Below are 17,446 nucleotides of genomic sequence, written 5' to 3'. Positions count from 1 at the left end.
TGATACGCCGTAGCGCCCGATGGAGCACCACGCGATGACTATGCCCGCCGCCGACTTTGTCCCGCTGTTTCGCAGCAGCCCTTTTCTCGACCTGCTGGGGCCCATCTACAACAAGCCATCCGCGGCCGGCCTGAGCATCGGCCTGCGCGCCGAGGCCAAGCACTGCAACGCCCGCGGCCTGGTGCATGGCGGCGTCCTGAGCAGCCTGGCCGACATCGCCCTGGGCTACAACACGGCGTTCGCCGAAGACCCGCCCACGCCAATGGTCACCGCCAGCCTGAGCATCGATTACGCCGGCGCGGCACGTCTGGGTGACTGGATAGAGATCGAAACCGAGGTACAGAAGGTCGGCAAGCGCCTGGCCTTCGCCAATTGCTACTTTGCCGTGGCCGGCGTACGTATCGCTCGTGCCAGTGCGGTATTCAGCGTGATCACACGATAGGTTCGGCAGGTCGAGAGAGTAGTGCGATTTGGCGAATGCCAGAAAAAATTGCCTGGAGCAATTTTTAACGTCGCGCAGCGATGGCCCGAAGGGTGGCTGCCATGGATGGCAAGCCATAAAAAAGAAAACCCCGCGAGCGCGGGGCTTTTTGCAGACTTGAGTCCCTGACATCCATGATCTGCTGGCCATCCTGGCAGCTTCCAGTGTGTCCCTGTTGGCTAATCTGCGCTTCCTGCGCGACGTCCATGGGCAGCAGATTAGCCCTTGCACCAACGTACCAACAGTGGCGATAGACGGTAGCTTGTGTAAGCCATGACTTACACAAAGCAGAACCAAGCAAACGCTCGGGTTTATTTTGTGACGCAGGCCTTGCTAGACTGAAATTGTCTGACAAAAACAACAGGCCGTTCTAAAAAACGGCCCATGGGGCCACAGTATGCGCGCAGTTATTATTGCCCTCGGTTGCCTGGCAACCACCTTCAGCCTGCCCACCCTGGCCAGCGGCCAAAACCAGATCGCCGATGCCAAGGCCGCCACCCGGATCTTCTGGAACCAGCTCTACAGCCAAGGGGGCACCTCCCTGTACTGCGGCCAAACCTTCGCCGGCGAAAGCGGCCAGCTCAAGGTCAGCCCGATCTACAGCAGCAAGCAACTGAAAAGCGCCCTGCGCTGCATCACCAATCGCCAGTGCAGCATCATGACGCCGACCTACCCCTATATGACCGCCGACCTGCACAACCTCTACCCGGCCCTCAGCCGCGTCGAGCTGGCCCGGCGCAATGCGCAATTCGGCGAGCTGGACGCCAGCGTGCCGAGCAAGTTCGAGGACATTGGCTGCGACATGAAAACCAGCTTCCAGCTGGTGGAGCCGCGCGATGAAGCCAAGGGCAATATCGCCCGGGCGATCTTCTATATGCACATCGAGTACGGCCTGCCCATCGTCGGCCAGCTGCAGATGTACAAGAGCTGGCACCAGATGGACCCGCCGGATGCCGAAGAGCGCGCCCGCAACGACCGCATCGAGTCGCTGCAGGGCACGCGCAACCGCTATATCGACGACCCGGCGCTAGCCGAGCAGCTGACCGGTAACTGAGTACTTAGCGGCGGCGATTGAGGGTCGAGCGCAGCTTGTAGCGGTCGCCCGGATGAATCAGCCGGGCGTAACTGATCAGGTGTTCGTCCGACCAGGTGCGGCGGATCACGCTGAGGCAGGGTGCGGCGCGATCGATCTCCAGCCAGGCGGCCACCTGCTCGTCCACCAGCACCGCCTCCACCACATGCTCGACATCGCTGATCGGGCAGCTGGCCACCAGCACCTCGTTGGGGGTCTGCCGGGCAAAATCGCTCTGCAGGTAATGCGGCACCCAGCGCGGGTTGACGAAGCGGTCCTCCAGCTGGATCGGCACGCCGTTCTCGCGGTGCACCAGGATGCTGTGGAACACCTCGCCGCCCAGGCGCAAACCCAGGCGCAGGGCCACCTCGTCATCCGCCGCCAGGGCCTCGCAGCGGATCACGTCATTGCTGTAGGCATGGCCACGGCCGCGCACTTCCGTGGCGATATTCAGCACTTCATGCAGCGAGGACTCGGCCTTGCGGTCGGTGACGAAGGTGCCCAGCCCCGCCTGGCGCATCAGGTAACCCTTCTGCACCAGGTCACGAATAGCCTTGTTGGCAGTCATCCGGCTAACGGCGAAATCCCGCGCCAACTGCTCTTCGGCCGGGATCTGGTGATTGACCGGATACGCGCCGCTGTGGATGCGCTCCAGCAGAAACTCTTCGATCGCCTTGTAGCGCGGGGTTGTGCTGCTCACTGCGGCTCCTTGGTTGGCACCCGATGCACGGATGATAGCGAGCCCCCGAAGGCGACGCCATGCGCAGCAACGCACAGCGCGCAACGCGCCTCAGAGCAGCATGGCAGCCAACCAACCGGCGGCGATCAGCGGCAGGTTGAAGTGCACAAAGGTCGGGATCACGGTGTCCCGGATATGGTCGTGCTGACCATCGGCATTCAGGCCGGCGGTCGGCCCCAGGGTCGAGTCCGAGGCGGGCGAACCGGCATCGCCGAGAGCCGCGGCGGTGCCTACCAGGGCGATAATCGCCAGCGGCGAAAATCCGAAACTCAGACCCAGGGGCACATAGATGGCGGCGATGATCGGCACCGTGGAAAAGGACGAACCGATGCCCATGGTAATCAGCAGTCCCACCAGCAGCATGATCAATGCGGCCAGGCCACGGTTGTCGCCGATCAGCTCGACCGAACCGCTGACCAGGCTGGGCAGTTCGCCAGTTGCCTTCATCACCGCAGCGAAACCGGCGGCGGCGATCATGATAAAGCCGACCAAGGCCATCAGGCGCATGCCCTGGGTAAACACATCGTCCTGCTCGCCCCAGCGGATCACCCCGCTGACCGAGATCACGGCAAAGCCGACCAGACCACCGAAGACCATGGAGCCGCTCCATAGCTGCACCCCCAGCGCCAGCAACAGGGCCAGGGCGATCAGCCCCAACTGCCGTGGGCTAAGCGGTTCGCTCTTGCTGCTCAGGTGCTCGCCGGCTACCGCCAGCTCCTGATAGACCCGCTTGCGCCGGTAGCTGAAGGCCGCGATAACGAGCCCCAGAACCATACCCAGCGCCGGTATCAGCATGGCCTTGGGGGCCATCTCGCGACTCACCAGCAGACCGCCGTCGGCACCGGCCTGATTGATATTGCCGATCAGGATGTCATTGAGAAAGATAGTGCCGAAGCCGATCGGCAGCGACATATAGGTCACGGTAATGGCGAAGGTAATGGCGCAGGCGGTCAGGCGTCGATCCAGTTGCAGGCGATTCATCACGTGCAGCAAGGGCGGCACCAGGATCGGGATAAAGGCGATATGCACCGGAATGATGGTCTCGGCGGCGAAGCCGGCGAGGATCAGGCTGGCCAACATGCCCCATTTGACCAGCGCCAGCTCGCCGCCCTTGTGCTGGCTGCGACCCAGGTGCTCGACCACCCGTGCCGACAGGCGTTGAGCGATGCCGGTACGCGACAGCGCGACGGCAAAGGCCCCCAGGGTGGCATACGCCAGGGCCACGCCCGCCCCGCCACCCAGGCCATCGTTGAAGGCCTTGATAATCTCGTCAATCGGCATGCCCGCCGTCAACCCGCCGACCACGGCCGCCACCACCAGGGCGAAGACCACGGACACCCGCAGCAGTGACAGGCTGACCATAACCAATACTGCCAATACGATTGAATTCATTGCGACTCCCTTGTTGTTGTTTTTAGTTTTTCTGCGGCAATACCCCGCCATGCCCCGCGCCGAAACGCGGGCCAGGAGGGCTAGCAGGGAACGATCAGGGTAGCGAGGGCAGCATCCCGTTCGGCAGCAGTGGACTCAGCACGCGGCTGGCCAGCAACTCATCGGCCGCGGCGATATCCGGGGCGAAGAAGCGGTCTTCCACGTAGTAGGCCACCTGCTCGCGCAGGGCCTGACGCGCCTGTTCGAGCAGCGGCGAGCTTTTCAGCCCCTCGCGGAAGTCCAGGCCCTGGCAGGCCCCCAGCCATTCGATGGCCAGCACGCCACGGGTGTTGGCGGCCATTTCCCACAGACGCTTACCGGCAGCCGGGGCCATGGACACATGGTCTTCCTGATTGGCCGAGGTCGGCAGGCTGTCGACGCTGTGCGGATGGGCCAGGGCCTTGTTCTCGCTGGCCAAGGCGGCGGCAGTCACCTGGGCGATCATAAAGCCGGAGTTGACCCCGCCATTGGCCACCAGAAACGGCGGCAGCTGCGACATGTGCTTGTCCATCATCAGCGAGGTGCGACGCTCGCTCAGCGCGCCGATTTCGGCGATGGCCAGGGCGATATTGTCGGCGGCCATGGCCACCGGCTCGGCGTGGAAGTTGCCACCGGAAATCACGTCGCCCTCGGCGGCGAACACCAGCGGGTTATCCGACACCGCGTTGGCCTCCACCGCCAGCACCTCGGCGGCCTGACGCAGCTGGGTCAGGCAGGCACCCATGACCTGGGGCTGGCAGCGCAACGAGTAAGGGTCCTGCACCTTGTCGCAAGCCTCATGGGAACGCCCCACTTCACTGCTGTCGCCGAGCAGATGGCGATAGATCGCCGCCGCGTCGATCTGCCCGCGCTGACCACGAGCGGCATGGATGCGCGGATCGAAGGGTGCCCGCGAGCCCAGCGCCGCTTCCACGGTCAGGCCGCCGCAGACGCTGGCCGCGGCAAACAGATCCTCGGCCTCGAACAATCCGCGCAGGGTATAGGCGCTGGACACCTGGGTGCCGTTGAGCAGGGCCAGGCCCTCCTTGGCAGCCAGGGTCATCGGCTGCAGACCGGCGATGGCCAGCGCCTCGGTTGCCGGCAGCCACTGGCCCTTGTGCCGCGCCTGGCTTTCGCCGAGCAGCACCAGCGACATGTGCGCCAGCGGTGCGAGGTCGCCGGATGCACCGACCGAACCCTTGAGCGGAATATGCGGGTAGACCTCGGCGTTGATCAGGGCGATCAGCGCCTCGATGACTTTCAGGCGGATGCCGGAGAAGCCGCGCGCCAGGCTGTTGACCTTGAGCAGCATGATCAAGCGCACCATGGCGTCGTCCAGCGGCGCGCCGATGCCGGCGGCATGCGACAGCACCAGCGAGCGCTGCAGCTTTTCCAGGTCATCGTTGGCGATACGGGTCGAGGCCAGCAGGCCGAAACCGGTGTTGATGCCGTAGGCGGTACGGCCTTCGGCGACGATGGCGTTGACGCAGGCCACACTGGCTTCGATGCCGGCGTGGGCGCTGGCGTCCAGGCGCAGCTGCAGCGGTGCCTGGTAGGCGGCGCGTAGTTGGGCCAGGGTCAATTGGCCGGGGGTCAGGGTAAACAGGCTCATGCGTTGGCTCCTTGGGTCGCGGCGATCATCGGCAGGTCGAGGCCCTGCTCTTCGGCGCAGTCGATAGCAATCTCATAACCGGCATCGGCGTGACGCATCACTCCGGTGCCCGGGTCGTTGCGCAGCACGCGGCCGAGACGGGCGCGGGCTTCGGGGGTGCCGTCGGCGACGATGACCACCCCGGAATGTTGCGAGTAACCCATGCCGACGCCGCCACCATGGTGCAGCGACACCCAGGTGGCACCGCCCGCGGTATTCAGCAGGGCGTTGAGCAGCGGCCAGTCGGATACCGCGTCGGAGCCGTCCTGCATCGCTTCGGTTTCGCGGTTGGGGCTGGCCACCGAGCCGGAGTCCAGATGGTCGCGGCCGATCACGATAGGTGCCTTCAGCTCGCCGCTGGCGACCATGTCGTTGAAGGCCTGAGCCAGACGCGCGCGGTCCTTCAGGCCGACCCAGCAGATGCGTGCCGGCAGGCCCTGGAAGCTGATGCGCTCGCGGGCCATGTCCAGCCAGTTGTGCAGGTGGGCGTCGTCCGGGATCAACTCCTTGACCTTGGCGTCGGTCTTGTAGATGTCCTCGGGGTCGCCGGACAGCGCCACCCAGCGGAACGGGCCGATGCCCTGGCAGAACAGCGGACGGATATAGGCCGGGACGAAACCGGGGAAGTCGAAGGCGTTGTCCACGCCCTCCTGCAAAGCCATCTGGCGGATATTGTTGCCGTAGTCGAAGGTCGGCACGCCCATCTGCTGGAAGGCCAGCATGGCGCGTACATGCACGGCCATGGACTGCTTGGCGGCCTTGACCACCACGGCTTCCTCGGTCTTGCCGCGGGCCACGTACTCGTCCCAGCTCCAGCCGGCCGGCAGGTAGCCGTGGCGAGGGTCGTGGGCGCTGGTCTGGTCGGTAACCATGTCCGGGCGCACGCCGCGCTTGACCAGCTCCGGGAGGATCTCGGCGGCGTTGCCACACAGGGCGATGGACACCGCCTTGCCTTCGCTGCAGTACTTGTCGATACGCGCCAGGGCGTCGTCCAGGTCCGTAGCCTGCTCGTCGACATAGCGGGTCTTCAGGCGGAAGTCGATACGCGACTGCTGGCACTCGATATTCAGCGAGCAGGCACCGGCCAGGGTCGCCGCCAGTGGCTGCGCACCGCCCATGCCGCCCAGGCCTGCGGTTAGTACCCACTTGCCCTTGAGGCTGCCGCCGTAATGCTGGCGACCGGCCTCGACGAAGGTTTCATAGGTGCCCTGAACGATGCCCTGGCTGCCGATATAAATCCAGCTGCCGGCGGTCATCTGGCCGTACATGGCCAGGCCCTTGGCATCCAGCTCGTTGAAGTGCTCCCAGGTGGCCCAATGCGGCACCAGGTTGGAGTTGGCCAGCAGCACCCGCGGCGCGTCCTTGTGGGTCTCGAACACGCCCACCGGCTTGCCGGACTGGATCAGCAGGGTCTGGTTGTCTTCCAGGCGGGTCAGCACCTCGACGATCTTGTCGTAGCACTCCCAGTTGCGCGCGGCGCGGCCGATGCCGCCGTACACCACCAGCTCCTTGGGGTTCTCGGCCACTTCCGGGTCGAGGTTGTTCATCAGCATGCGCAGCGGCGCTTCGGTCAGCCAGCTCTTGGCGGTCAGCGTGGTGCCACGGGCGGCGCGGATTTCGGTGTCACGGAAGAGGCTCATAGCAGGCTCCTTGTTCTTGTTAAGGTTCGGGCTCAGTGAGCCAGGGTCAGTAGATGAATCAGGCGCGCCGCGACCTTGGCGGTGCGGCTGTCGATGTCCTGTTCGGGGTTGAGTTCGGCCAGATCCATCAGGCGCAGCTTGCCGCTGTCGCGCACGGTTTCCAGCAGCGGTTCGAGCAGCGCCAGCGGCACGCCACGGGCAGCCGGGGCGCTGACGCCAGGAGCCTCGCAGGCCGGCAGCACGTCGATATCGATGGTCAGGTAGATGGCATCGCAACCGGCGATAAAGGCCGATAGCTCGGCGCTAATGGCCGCCAGGCTGCCTTCGCGGATCTCGCGATCCTCGCGTACCAGCACATTCAGCTCGGCGGCGCGCTGGAACAAGGCGCGGGTATTGCTGGCGCGGCTGACGCCCAGGCAGGCATAGGCGAAGGGCCAGCCGCGTGCGGCGCACTGCTCGGCAATCTGCGCGAACGGCGTGCCGGAGGAACGGGCGTGAGCCGGGTCGCGCAGGTCGAAGTGCGCGTCGAAATTGATAATGCCGATACGCGGGGCGGCCATCCGTGGAGCAGCACCGGCCATATGCTCGGCGATGCCCTGCCAGCTGCCGAAAGCCACCTCATGGCCGCCACCCAGCACGATGGGCAGATGCCCGGCATCCAGCAGCGCGCAGACGTTATGGCCGAGGCGCGCCTGGGCACCTTCCAGGTCGCCATCGGCGCACAGCACATCGCCGGCGTCATAGGCCGCCCCCTGGCGATGCCAGGCCAGGTTGGCCAGGGCCTTGCGCATGGCCAGCGGCCCATTTACCGCGCCGACGCGGCCATGGTTACGGCGCACCCCTTCATCGCTGGCGAAACCGAGCAGGGCCACACCGGGCTGGCTGTCCGCGCTCAGCGCCTGGATGCGCTGGTGCCAGCGCGGGCTATCGGCTTCCGGGTCGACGCGGCCTTGCCAGAGATCCATGGAATTGCGATCAGCGTGCATGGGTGTTGACCTCTTTACTGTAGCTAATGGTGCCGTTGAAGATGCGCTGACGCAGCCGCCCCGGCTGTACCGCATAGGCCAGCTCGGCGGGTTGCTGCACATTCCACAGGCACAGGTCGGCGGCGGCCCCAACCTCGATCCGCCCGAGATCCGGGCGGCCGAGGGCGCGAGCGGCGTGGGCGGTCATACCGGCCAGGGCTTCGCGCGGGGTCAACCGGAACAGGGTGCAGGCCTGGTTAAGGGTCAGGGTCGGAAAGCAGATCGGCGAGGTGCCGGGGTTGGCATCGCTGGCCAGGGCCATCGGCACGTCGTACTGACGCAATAGCGCGATGGGCGGCAACTGGGTTTCGCGCAGGGTATAAAAGGCCCCCGGCAACAGGGTGGCCACGGTGCCAGCGGCCGCCATGGCTTGCACGCCGGCCTCGTCGAGAAACTCGATATGGTCGGCCGAGAGGCCCCGATAACGCGCGGCCAAAGCGCTGGCACCCTGGTTGGACAACTGCTCGGCGTGCACCTTGATCGCCAGACCGTGGCGTTGCGCGGCCTGGAATACCAACTCGCACTGCGCCGGGCTAAAGGCAATGTTTTCACAGAACACATCCACCGCATCGGCCAGGCCCTCGGCAACGGCCGCCGGGATCATCTCGTTGCACACCAGGGCGATATAGCCGTCGCTGTCGCCGGCGTACTCTGGCGGCAGGGCGTGGGCCCCGAGCAGGGTGGTGGTGATGCGCAGCGGCAGCAACTCGCCGAGGCGGCGGGCGACGCGCAGCATCTTCAATTCATCTTCGACAGTCAGGCCGTAACCGGATTTGATTTCCAGGGTGGTCACGCCGTCGTCCAGCAGCGCCTGCAAACGCGGCAGGCTCTGCGCCAGCAGCTCGTCCTCGCTGGCCGCACGGGTGGCGCGCACGGTGCTGAGGATGCCGCCGCCGGCCTTGGCGATCTCGGCGTAGCTGACACCTTCGAGGCGCTGTTCGAATTCACCGGCGCGGTTGCCGGCGTACACCAGATGGCTGTGGCAATCCACCAGGCCCGGCGTCATTACCCCGCCGCGCCCGACTTCGACCGCACCCTCGGCCAACGCCTCGGAAAACGCGCGGGTCGGCCACAAGCCCGCCACCTTGCCATCCGCCACCAGCAGATTGATCGGCTCGGCCAGCGTGGTCAGGCCATCGAAGAGGCAGAGCTCGCGCCAAAGCAGGCGCGGGGCGGACGAGGACATGGGACTCTCCTTGAGCGAACTTGTATATACAATAGATTTTGACCCACCGGCCGTCAACCCCACTCGTCAGCCAATGCGTGCTCTCGCGTCGCCCAACGGGCATAGCATCAACCAAGAAACTCCATTTAAATCATCGAGATAGATAGCAAAAGAGGGTCGGCATAACAGCCTGACGGCAGACGAACGGCAGCGTCCGGCCCGGCCGGGAGCTGTCCTGCGGCAAGCGCATAATGTATATACATATAAACCGTCAGCATGAGCGCCCGCCGTGAGCATCCGTATTATCGACAGCCGTACCGCCCGCCAACTGCCCTGGAAGAATGGCCAAGGCGTTACCCTGGAACTGGCCATCGCCCCGCCTGATGCGGATCTAAGCAGCTTTGAGTGGCGTATCAGCAGCGCGCGGGTGGCGAGTGCCGGCCCCTTCTCCCATTACCCCGGCATCGACCGCAGCCTGGGCTTGCTTAGCGGTGCAGGCCTGCGTCTGAGTCTGCCCGAGCAGATCAACCTCGATCTGGACCGGCATAACCCAGTGCTAAGCTTTGCCGGCGAGCTGGATGTGCAGGCCGAGCTGCTTGATGGCCCGGTGCAGGACTTCAATCTGATGAGCCGCCGCGGGCGCTGGCGGCACCGCCTGGAGTATCAGCGTCTGCAGGGTGAGCGCTGGCTCGACTGCAGCGATGCGCTGTTTATCTACTGCATCGCCGGCTCGCCGCTGGACTGCCTGCTGCCCTGCGGCAACCGGGTGCAATTAGGTAACGGCCAGGGGCTGTTGCTGGAGCGCCCCGGTGAGCGTTGCCGACTCGGCAGCAGCGGCGACAGTGTTCAGCTGTTTCTGGCCTGGTTGGAGCGGGTGCGGGGATAAATTTGCAGGGTGAGTTGTGCACACCTGGAGCCCTGGTGCGCGCGGCGCACCCTACAACGGCAGGTCTGCACACACTCAAGCGCCGAGGGACTGACGGACAATCAACATAAAAAAGCCCCGGCTGTTTAGGCCGGGGCTTTTTTACTGCAGGGACCGCTAGAACTGCGCGGCGTCCAGCAAGTACAGGCTCTCGCTACCGGCCTTGACCGAAGCGGTCAGCGAGTGGATACGCGGCAGCAGGCGGGCGAAGTAGAAACGCGCGGTGCCCAGCTTGCTCACGTAGAACTCGTCCTGATCCTGCTTGGCCAGCGCGGTGCGCGCCATCAGGGCCCACATATAGGCGTAGGCGGTGTAGCCGAACACCTGCAGGTACTCGACCGAGGCGGCACCCACTTCGTTGGGGTTGGCCTTGGCCCGCTCCAGCAGATCGGCGGTCATCAGCTCCAGGTTGGCGATGGCCCCTTTCAGCGGCTCGATAAACTCGGCCAGGCTGCTGTCGGCGGAATCGGTAAAGGCCTTGATCTCTTCGGCGAAGTGCTTGTAGAACGCACCGCCGCTGCCGACCACTTTACGCCCGACCAAGTCGAGGGCCTGGATACCGTTGGTGCCTTCGTAGATCTGGGTGATGCGGCAGTCGCGGATCAGCTGCTCCTGGCCCCATTCACGGATATAACCGTGGCCGCCGAAGATCTGCTGGCCGTGGGTAGTGGTTTCCAGGGCCATATCGGTGAGGAAGGCTTTGGCCACCGGCGTCAGCAGGGCCACCAGCTCTTCCGCGCGCTTGCGGGTTGCAGCGTCCTCGCTGTATTTGGCGGTGTCGAGTTGCATGGCCACGTAGCTGGAGAAGGCACGGCCGCCTTCGTTCAGCGCTTTCATGGTCAGCAGCATGCGGCGCACGTCGGGGTGCACGATGATCGGGTCGGCAGCTTTGTCTTTAGCCACCGGGCCGGTCGGCGCGCGACTCTGAATACGGTCGCGGGCGTACTCCACGGCGTTCTGGTAGCTGCGCTCGCCCAGGGACAGGCCCTGAATACCGACGCCCAGACGCTCGTAGTTCATCATGGTGAACATGGCGGCGAGGCCCTTGTTCGGCGCATCGACGATCCAGCCGGTGGCACCGTCGAAGTTCATCACGCAGGTGGCCGAGGCCTTGATGCCCATCTTGTGTTCGATCGAGCCGCAGGACAGGCTGTTGTGCTCGCCCAGGGAACCGTCGGTGCCCACCATAAACTTCGGCACCAGGAACAGCGAGATGCCTTTCGGGCCCGCTGGGGCGTCCGGCAGCTTGGCCAGTACCAGGTGGATGATGTTCTCGGTCAGGTCGTGCTCACCGCCGGTGATAAAGATCTTGGTACCGGAAATCTTGAAGCTGCCATCGACCTGGGGCTCGGCCTTGGTGCGGATAATGCCCAGGTCGGTGCCGGCATGCGGCTCGGTCAGGCACATGGAACCGGCCCAGACGCCCGAGTACATGTTCGGCAGGTATTTCTCTTTCAGCTCTTCGCTGGCATGGGCGTTGATCGACAGGCAGGCACCAGCGGTCAGCATCGGGTACAGGCCGAACGACAGGTTGGCCGAGTTGACCATCTCCTCGACCTGAGCCGAGATCGCCTTGGGCATGCCCATGCCGCCGAATACCGGGTCGCCGCCGACGCCCACCCAGCCGCCTTCGGCGTAGGTCTTGTAGGCAGCCGGGAAGCCGGCCGGGGTTTTCACCGCACCGCCTTCCCAGGAGCAGCCTTCTTCGTCGCCGCTGCGGTTCAGCGGGGCGATTACGCCACCGGTGACCTTACCGGCTTCTTCGAGAATGGCTGCAGCGGTGTCTTCGTCGACCACTTCGGCCAGGGCCGGCAACTGGGCCCACAGCTTGGAAACTTCAAACACTTCGTTGAGCACGAAGCGCATATCGCGCAGGGGAGCTTTGTAGTCAGCCATGGGGCAAATCCTCGGACGAAGCAGCAGATGTAAAGATGTGCACGGAGTCTAACCGAACAACTTTTTAGACACATAGCGTCGCGTTATGACCAAAAGGTCACCATGCGTTTGTTAGGCCGGCCAACCCCTATATAACGGCAAAACCCGCCGGATGGCGGGCTTTGGCAGGGCGATAACCGCTGGTCAGAGGGCGAAATGTTCGGCCGGCAGCGCCATCATGCAGGCACTGCCCGCCTCGGCCGCGGCCAGGTGGGCGGCGGTGCGCGGCAGCAGGCGTTTGAAGTAGAAGGCACAAGTCGCCAGCTTGGCTTGGTAGAAGGCCGCATCGCCCTTGCCCGCCGCCAGCTTTTCCTGAGCTACCAGGGCCATGCGCAACCAGAAATAGGCCAGGGCGACGTAGCCGGAGTACATCAGGTAATCCATCGAGGCCGCACCGACTTCATCGGGGTTCTTCATCGCCGCCAGGCCGATCTTCTGGGTCAGCTCGCCCCACTGCTGGTTGAGCGTCGCCAGCTGGGCGACATGATCCTTGAGCTGCGGATGCTCGGCCTGGGCCTCACAGAACTTGTGCACGATCTTGGTAAAACCGCGCAGCAGCTTGCCCTGGCTGCCGAGCACCTTGCGCCCTAGCAGGTCGAGGGCCTGGATGCCATTGGTGCCTTCATAGATAGGTGCGATGCGGCAGTCGCGCACCAGCTGCTCCATACCCCACTCGCGGATAAAACCATGGCCGCCGAACACCTGCATGCCGTGGTTGGTCACCTCCAGACCGGTCTCGGTCATAAAGGCCTTGCAGATCGGCGTGAGGAAGGCCAGCAGGTTCTCGGCCTCCTCGCGTTGCGCGGCGCTGTCGCCACGGTGCGCCTGGTCGATCAGCTGCGCGGTGAAATAGGCCAGGGCGCGGTTGCCTTCGTTGAAGGCCTTCATGGTCAGCAGCATGCGCCGCACATCGGGGTGGACGATGATCGGGTCGGCAGGTTTATCCGGTGCCTTGGGCCCGCTCAGCGCGCGCATCTGCAGGCGTTCAGTGGCATATTTGATCGCCCCCTGGAAGCTCGCTTCCCCCAGACACAGGCCCTGCATGCCGGTGCCCAGGCGGGCGTGGTTCATCATGGTGAACATGCAGTTGAGGCCCTTGTTGGCCTCGCCGATCAGGTAGCCGGTGGCGCTGTCGAAGTTGATCACGCAGGTGGCGGAAGCCTTGATGCCCATCTTGTGTTCGATCGAGCCGCAACTGACGCCATTGCGTGCACCGGCTTCGCCCTGCGCATCCGGGAGGAACTTGGGCACGATAAACAACGAGATGCCCCTGGTGCCAGCGGGGGCGTCGGGCAGCTTGGCCAGCACCAGATGGACGATGTTCTCGCTCATGTCGTGCTCGCCGGCGGAGATAAAGATCTTGCTGCCGCTGAGCGCATAACTGCCGTCGGCCTGGGGCACGGCGCGGGTCTTGATCAGGCCCAGGTCGGTGCCGCAATGAGCTTCAGTCAGGCACATGGTGCCGGTCCAACTGCCTTCGGTGAGCTTGCTCAGGTAGGTCTGCTTCTGCGCCTCAGTGCCGTGGGCGTGGATCGCCGACATCGCGCCATGGGTCAGGCCCGGGTACATGCCCCAGGAGGTGTTGCTGGCACCGACCATCTCGCTGATCAACAAACCGAGGGAGTGCGGCAGGCCCTGACCGCCGTAAGCCGGATCGGCGGCCAGACCGTTCCAGCCACCTTCGACGTACTGGGCAAAGGCTTCCTTAAAGCCGCGAGGAGTACTCACTTCACCGTTATCGAACTGGCACTCCTCCTCGTCGCCGGAGCGGTTCAGCGGGGCCAGCACCTGCTCGCAGAACTTGGCACCCTCTTCGAGAATCGCCGCGACCATATCCGGACTGGCATCGCTGGCCCCCAGGGCCGCGTAGCTGCCGTGAAAGTCGAAGACATCGTCGATCAGAAAGCGCATATCGCGCAGCGGGGCCTTGTACTCGGGCATGGTCGTTCTCCGTCAGCTGGCGCGCAGGGCGCGGATTAAGACCCCAAGCTTCGGCCGGACCCGGCCACATCACAACGACTGTGGATACGCTGAATGCGCCGTCATAACCGCCCCAACCAGCAACCGCCCATAAGAAAATTGCCTGGAGCAGCTTTTTAACGTCGCCCAGCGACGGCCCGAAGGGTGGCCGCCAGGGATGGCGGACATAAAGAAACTGTCTGGAGCAGTTTCTAACGTCGCGTAGCGACGGCCCGAAGGGTGCCGCCAGGGATGGCGGACATAAAAAAACCGCCACCCCAAGGGGCAGCGGTTTTTTTGACCTGGAAAGGACGGAGGCTTAGTAGCCCAGAGCGAAATGCTCTTCGTCCATTTCCATCAGGTTGTTGGCACCGGACAGCATGGCCTCTACGTGGCTACGGGTACGCGGCAGGATGCGCGCGAAGTAGAAACGAGCGGTCTGCAGCTTGGCCTTGTAGAAGGCTTCATCTTCAGTGCCGGCAGCGATCTTCTCGGCCGCCAGGCGCGCCATGTCAGCCCAGAAGTAGGCCAGGCAGACGTAACCGGAATACATCAGGTAGTCCACCGAAGCGGCACCGACTTCTTCGCGGTCTTTCATCGCGGCCATGCCCACTTTCATGGTCAGGTCGCCCCACTCCTTGTTCAGCTTGGCCAGAGGCTCGACGAACGCTTTGACCGCGTCGTTGCCTTCGTTGGCCTGGCAGAACTTGTGCACGATCTTGGTGAAGCCTTTCAGTGCTTCGCCTTGAGTCTGCAGCACTTTACGGCCCAGCAGGTCGAGAGCCTGGATGCCGGTGGTGCCTTCGTACAGCATGGAAATACGGCTGTCGCGAACGTTCTGCTCCATGCCCCACTCGGCGATAAAGCCGTGGCCGCCATAGATCTGTACGCCGTGGTTGGCGGCTTCGAAGCCGACTTCGGTCATGAACGCCTTGGCGATTGGAGTGAGGAAAGCCAGCAGTGCGTCGGCTTGCTTCTTCTCGGCTTCGTCCTGGCTGTACTTGACGATATCAACCTGCTTGGCGGTGAAGTACACCATCGCGCGGTTGCCTTCGGCGAAGGCCTTCATGGTCAGCAGCATGCGACGCACGTCCGGGTGGACGATGATCGGGTCGGCGGCTTTATCCGGCGCTTTCGGGCCAGTCAGGGAGCGCATCTGCAGACGCTCGCGAGCGTACTTCAGGCCACCCTGGAAACCGATTTCGGCGTGAGCCAGACCTTGCAGAGCAGTACCCAGACGAGCCGTGTTCATAAAGGTGAACATGCAGTTCAGGCCTTTGTTGGCTGGGCCGATCAGGTAACCGGTCGCGCCGTCGAAGTTCATCACGCAGGTCGCGTTACCGTGGATACCCATCTTGTGCTCGAGCGAGCCACAGGAAACGGCGTTACGCGCGCCGACGGTACCGTCAGCGCTGACCGAGAACTTCGGCACGATAAACAGCGAAATGCCTTTGGTGCCTTCCGGCGCGTCGGGCAGGCGGGCCAGGACGATGTGGACGATGTTATCGGCCATGTCGTGCTCACCAGCGGAGATAAAGATCTTGGTACCGGAAACCTTGTACGAGCCATCAGCCTGAGGCTCGGCCTTGGTGCGCAGCATGCCCAGATCGGTGCCGCAATGCGGTTCGGTCAGGCACATGGTGCCGGTCCACTCACCGGATACCAACTTGGTCAGGTAGGTGTGCTTCTGGTCGTCAGTACCGTGCTCGGCGATGGTGTTCATCGCGCCGTGCGAAAGGCCTGGGTACATGCCCCACGACCAGTTGGAGGAGCCAACCATTTCGCTCAGCACCAGACCCAGCGACTCGGGCAGGCCTTGGCCGCCGTGGTCGACATCGTGGGCCAGGCTCGGCCAGCCACCTTCGACGTACTGCTGGTAGGCCTCTTTGAAGCCGGTAGGGGTTTTCACGCCTTCCGCGGACCAGGTGCAACCTTCGGTGTCACCTACACGGTTCAGCGGCGACAGCACCTGCTCACAGAACTTGGCACCTTCCTCAAGGATGGCGCTGACCATGTCCGGAGTAGCGTCCTGGCAGCCAGGCAGGCTCTGATAATGCGCTTCGTAGCCGAGCAGTTCGTCGCGTACGAAACGGATATCGCGCAAGGGGGCCTTGTAATCAGGCATAGCGGTTAACCTCTGCGGTGGATTCTTGATGTGTAGGTGACCGGATATTCGGTCGTTTTCGGGAGCAATCCCGGCGCTCGCATGCCCCTTGGCAATCGAGCGAATCAAACAAGCGTTTGAAACATACGTTTATGCCTATTTAATGTCAAGCATCCCCGCCCTGCAATTATGCAAGCAGGTCTATCGCCGGGGTCGCCTCGCCCAGGCCACCCAGCTGCCGGTAAAGATCAAGACTAGGCGGCGGTAGCCGTTCCTGCCGCGCCGATTCGGCGGATGCTTCCCGGCTCGTCGCCTCCTCGGCCGCCTCTTCGGGCTCGGTGCCGGACTCGCTAGGCTGTTGCGTCTCGGCGCGGCGCTGTTCGGCCAGCTCGACACGGGCCTGGGTCATCTGCGCCTGGGCCTGGGAAGCCACGCGCAGGTCCTGGGCGGAAGGCTCCGCCGGAGCCAGGGCCGCGCGCAGAACGATTTCCATCTTGCGCAAAGTAGCTGCGGGGTCGTTCGGCACTGCCCCCACATCGATGCTGACTTCGCCGCCCACCGCATAGCGTTTGCCATCCGGACCACGGCTGAAGGTGTAGGTCGGCGCACTGGCGTAGCTTCCACCCACGGCCGAGTGGGCCTGCTCATGGGCGCGCACCTCCTGGTCGCGGCTGGCCAGCTTGGCGATCTTCAGTTGTTCGAGGCGCTGCTGGCGTGGGCTGCTGGCGTCTTCGCCGGCTGTTTTAGCACTGCCGGCCGCCGGCTCGGCCTCCTCGCGGGACGCTGCCGACTGCTGCTCGGCCAGGGCTGGGGATGCGCTTAGCGGGGCCTGGGCGGCACGCCTGCTATCGGTAGAGGTATCGGCGGAACCCACGGGCGCAACGGGGCGGGCCGGCAGTAGCGCTGCAGGCGCGATATAGGACGATGCGCCGCCAATCTGCATGTATGACTCCTCACCTCATGCACCGACCAACAGGATTGCCTTGGGCGGGTCGAGGCAAGTGGCTCAGGCGCTGGTATCGATCAGGGTGCCCAGCACTTCATCGGCCGTCTTCACCAGCTTGGCTCCGGCGGCCGCCTCGTTCTGCCCCTGGCGCAGCGCCACCAGGCTTTCAGCCAGATCGGGGCGCGACTGTTCGGCCGAACTGGGCGCAGGATTGACCTGATTGGCCGGCGGAGTGGAACTTGGTTGCAGCGGCGGCGTGGCGGCATTGCTGGCGATATCGGCCGCGGCCTGGTCGACCCGACGCTGGCCCGACTGAAGGGTACTGATCCCTGAATTGAAGGCGTTCCCAGAAATTTCCATGCCCTGACTCCTGCTGTCGCAACACTCTGACGCT

The 17,446-nt window shown here is 64.1% G+C and carries 14 protein-coding genes; 3 read left to right on the top strand and 11 right to left on the bottom strand.

Annotated elements, in window-relative coordinates; genetic code table 11:
- The first annotated feature begins 34 nt into the window (after positions 1–34).
- Together AACY13_RS16225 and AACY13_RS16220 are read left to right on the top strand one after the other, a co-directional pair.
- Positions 35–442 (top strand): PaaI family thioesterase, encoded by a 408-nt coding sequence (locus AACY13_RS16225; protein ID WP_339462614.1) that lies wholly within the window; start codon positions 35–37, stop codon positions 440–442.
- Positions 443–878: 436 nt separating this feature from the next.
- Complete coding sequence (locus AACY13_RS16220) at positions 879–1,535, top strand: endonuclease I family protein (protein WP_339462613.1); 657 nt, start codon at positions 879–881, stop codon at positions 1,533–1,535.
- A gap of 4 nt (positions 1,536–1,539) precedes the next feature.
- On the opposite strand, the gene hutC is transcribed toward AACY13_RS16220, so the two are convergent.
- From hutC to hutI, 6 genes are all read right to left on the bottom strand, one after another.
- Positions 1,540–2,253 carry a histidine utilization repressor gene (gene hutC / locus AACY13_RS16215; RefSeq protein WP_339462612.1) on the bottom strand — a complete coding sequence of 238 codons (714 nt, stop codon included), beginning with the start codon at positions 2,251–2,253 and terminating at the stop codon, positions 1,540–1,542.
- 90 nt (positions 2,254–2,343) lie between these two features.
- Positions 2,344–3,684 (bottom strand): Na+/H+ antiporter family protein, encoded by a 1,341-nt coding sequence (locus tag AACY13_RS16210; RefSeq protein WP_339462611.1) that lies wholly within the window; start codon positions 3,682–3,684, stop codon positions 2,344–2,346.
- Between the two features lie 94 nt (positions 3,685–3,778).
- Entirely contained in the window at positions 3,779–5,314 is a 1,536-nt protein-coding gene (gene hutH / locus AACY13_RS16205) for a histidine ammonia-lyase (protein WP_339462610.1), read from the bottom strand.
- Positions 5,311–6,993, bottom strand: coding sequence for a urocanate hydratase (gene hutU, locus AACY13_RS16200; protein ID WP_339462609.1), 1,683 nt, complete (start codon positions 6,991–6,993; stop codon positions 5,311–5,313). Before hutU ends, hutH begins: the two co-directional genes overlap by 4 nt.
- Before the next feature lie 32 nt (positions 6,994–7,025).
- Positions 7,026–7,979 (bottom strand): formimidoylglutamase, encoded by a 954-nt coding sequence (hutG, locus tag AACY13_RS16195; RefSeq protein ID WP_339462608.1) that lies wholly within the window; start codon positions 7,977–7,979, stop codon positions 7,026–7,028.
- Positions 7,969–9,204 (bottom strand): imidazolonepropionase, encoded by a 1,236-nt coding sequence (hutI, locus tag AACY13_RS16190; protein WP_339462607.1) that lies wholly within the window; start codon positions 9,202–9,204, stop codon positions 7,969–7,971. The genes hutG and hutI overlap by 11 nt, the downstream gene beginning before the upstream one ends.
- A gap of 268 nt (positions 9,205–9,472) precedes the next feature.
- On the opposite strand from hutI, the gene AACY13_RS16185 reads away from it, so the two are divergent.
- Complete coding sequence (locus AACY13_RS16185) at positions 9,473–10,069, top strand: HutD/Ves family protein (protein WP_339462606.1); 597 nt, start codon at positions 9,473–9,475, stop codon at positions 10,067–10,069.
- A 156-nt stretch (positions 10,070–10,225) separates the two neighbouring features.
- Here the strand turns inward: AACY13_RS16185 and AACY13_RS16180 are convergent, their stop codons facing one another.
- The 5 genes from AACY13_RS16180 to AACY13_RS16160 form a co-directional block, all read right to left on the bottom strand.
- Positions 10,226–12,004, bottom strand: a complete 1,779-nt coding sequence (locus AACY13_RS16180; RefSeq protein ID WP_339462605.1) for an acyl-CoA dehydrogenase C-terminal domain-containing protein — start codon at positions 12,002–12,004, stop codon at positions 10,226–10,228.
- A 183-nt stretch (positions 12,005–12,187) separates the two neighbouring features.
- The gene (locus tag AACY13_RS16175) at positions 12,188–13,984 is read right to left on the bottom strand and encodes an acyl-CoA dehydrogenase C-terminal domain-containing protein (protein WP_339462604.1); all 1,797 of its coding nucleotides are present in this window, start codon (positions 13,982–13,984) and stop codon (positions 12,188–12,190) included.
- A 337-nt stretch (positions 13,985–14,321) separates the two neighbouring features.
- Positions 14,322–16,127 carry a phenylacyl-CoA dehydrogenase gene (locus tag AACY13_RS16170; RefSeq protein ID WP_339462603.1) on the bottom strand — a complete coding sequence of 602 codons (1,806 nt, stop codon included), beginning with the start codon at positions 16,125–16,127 and terminating at the stop codon, positions 14,322–14,324.
- 166 nt (positions 16,128–16,293) lie between these two features.
- A complete protein-coding gene (locus AACY13_RS16165) occupies positions 16,294–17,049 on the bottom strand; it encodes a putative metalloprotease CJM1_0395 family protein (RefSeq protein WP_339462602.1) in 756 nt (251 codons plus the stop codon).
- 63 nt (positions 17,050–17,112) lie between these two features.
- On the bottom strand, positions 17,113–17,412 hold the full coding sequence (locus tag AACY13_RS16160; RefSeq protein WP_339462601.1) for a hypothetical protein: 300 nt from the start codon (positions 17,410–17,412) through the stop codon (positions 17,113–17,115).
- Positions 17,413–17,446 lie beyond the last annotated feature (34 nt).

Origin of the sequence: Pseudomonas sp. EA_105y_Pfl2_R69 (assembly GCF_963970915.1) — a bacterium.
Taxonomy (GTDB): domain Bacteria; phylum Pseudomonadota; class Gammaproteobacteria; order Pseudomonadales; family Pseudomonadaceae; genus Aquipseudomonas.
This window is presented reverse-complemented; position numbering and strand designations above follow the sequence as displayed.

Coding starts and splice junctions, on each gene's coding strand:
- AACY13_RS16225 (WP_339462614.1), top strand. CDS start 35: ATGACTATGCCCGCCGCCGACTTTGTCCCGCTGTTTCGCAGCAGCCCT.
- AACY13_RS16220 (WP_339462613.1), top strand. CDS start 879: ATGCGCGCAGTTATTATTGCCCTCGGTTGCCTGGCAACCACCTTCAGC.
- AACY13_RS16210 (WP_339462611.1), bottom strand. CDS start 3,684: ATGAATTCAATCGTATTGGCAGTATTGGTTATGGTCAGCCTGTCACTG.
- hutH (WP_339462610.1), bottom strand. CDS start 5,314: ATGAGCCTGTTTACCCTGACCCCCGGCCAATTGACCCTGGCCCAACTA.
- hutU (WP_339462609.1), bottom strand. CDS start 6,993: ATGAGCCTCTTCCGTGACACCGAAATCCGCGCCGCCCGTGGCACCACG.
- hutG (WP_339462608.1), bottom strand. CDS start 7,979: ATGCACGCTGATCGCAATTCCATGGATCTCTGGCAAGGCCGCGTCGAC.
- hutI (WP_339462607.1), bottom strand. CDS start 9,204: ATGTCCTCGTCCGCCCCGCGCCTGCTTTGGCGCGAGCTCTGCCTCTTC.
- AACY13_RS16180 (WP_339462605.1), bottom strand. CDS start 12,004: ATGGCTGACTACAAAGCTCCCCTGCGCGATATGCGCTTCGTGCTCAAC.
- AACY13_RS16175 (WP_339462604.1), bottom strand. CDS start 13,984: ATGCCCGAGTACAAGGCCCCGCTGCGCGATATGCGCTTTCTGATCGAC.
- AACY13_RS16170 (WP_339462603.1), bottom strand. CDS start 16,127: ATGCCTGATTACAAGGCCCCCTTGCGCGATATCCGTTTCGTACGCGAC.
- AACY13_RS16165 (WP_339462602.1), bottom strand. CDS start 17,049: ATGCAGATTGGCGGCGCATCGTCCTATATCGCGCCTGCAGCGCTACTG.
- AACY13_RS16160 (WP_339462601.1), bottom strand. CDS start 17,412: ATGGAAATTTCTGGGAACGCCTTCAATTCAGGGATCAGTACCCTTCAG.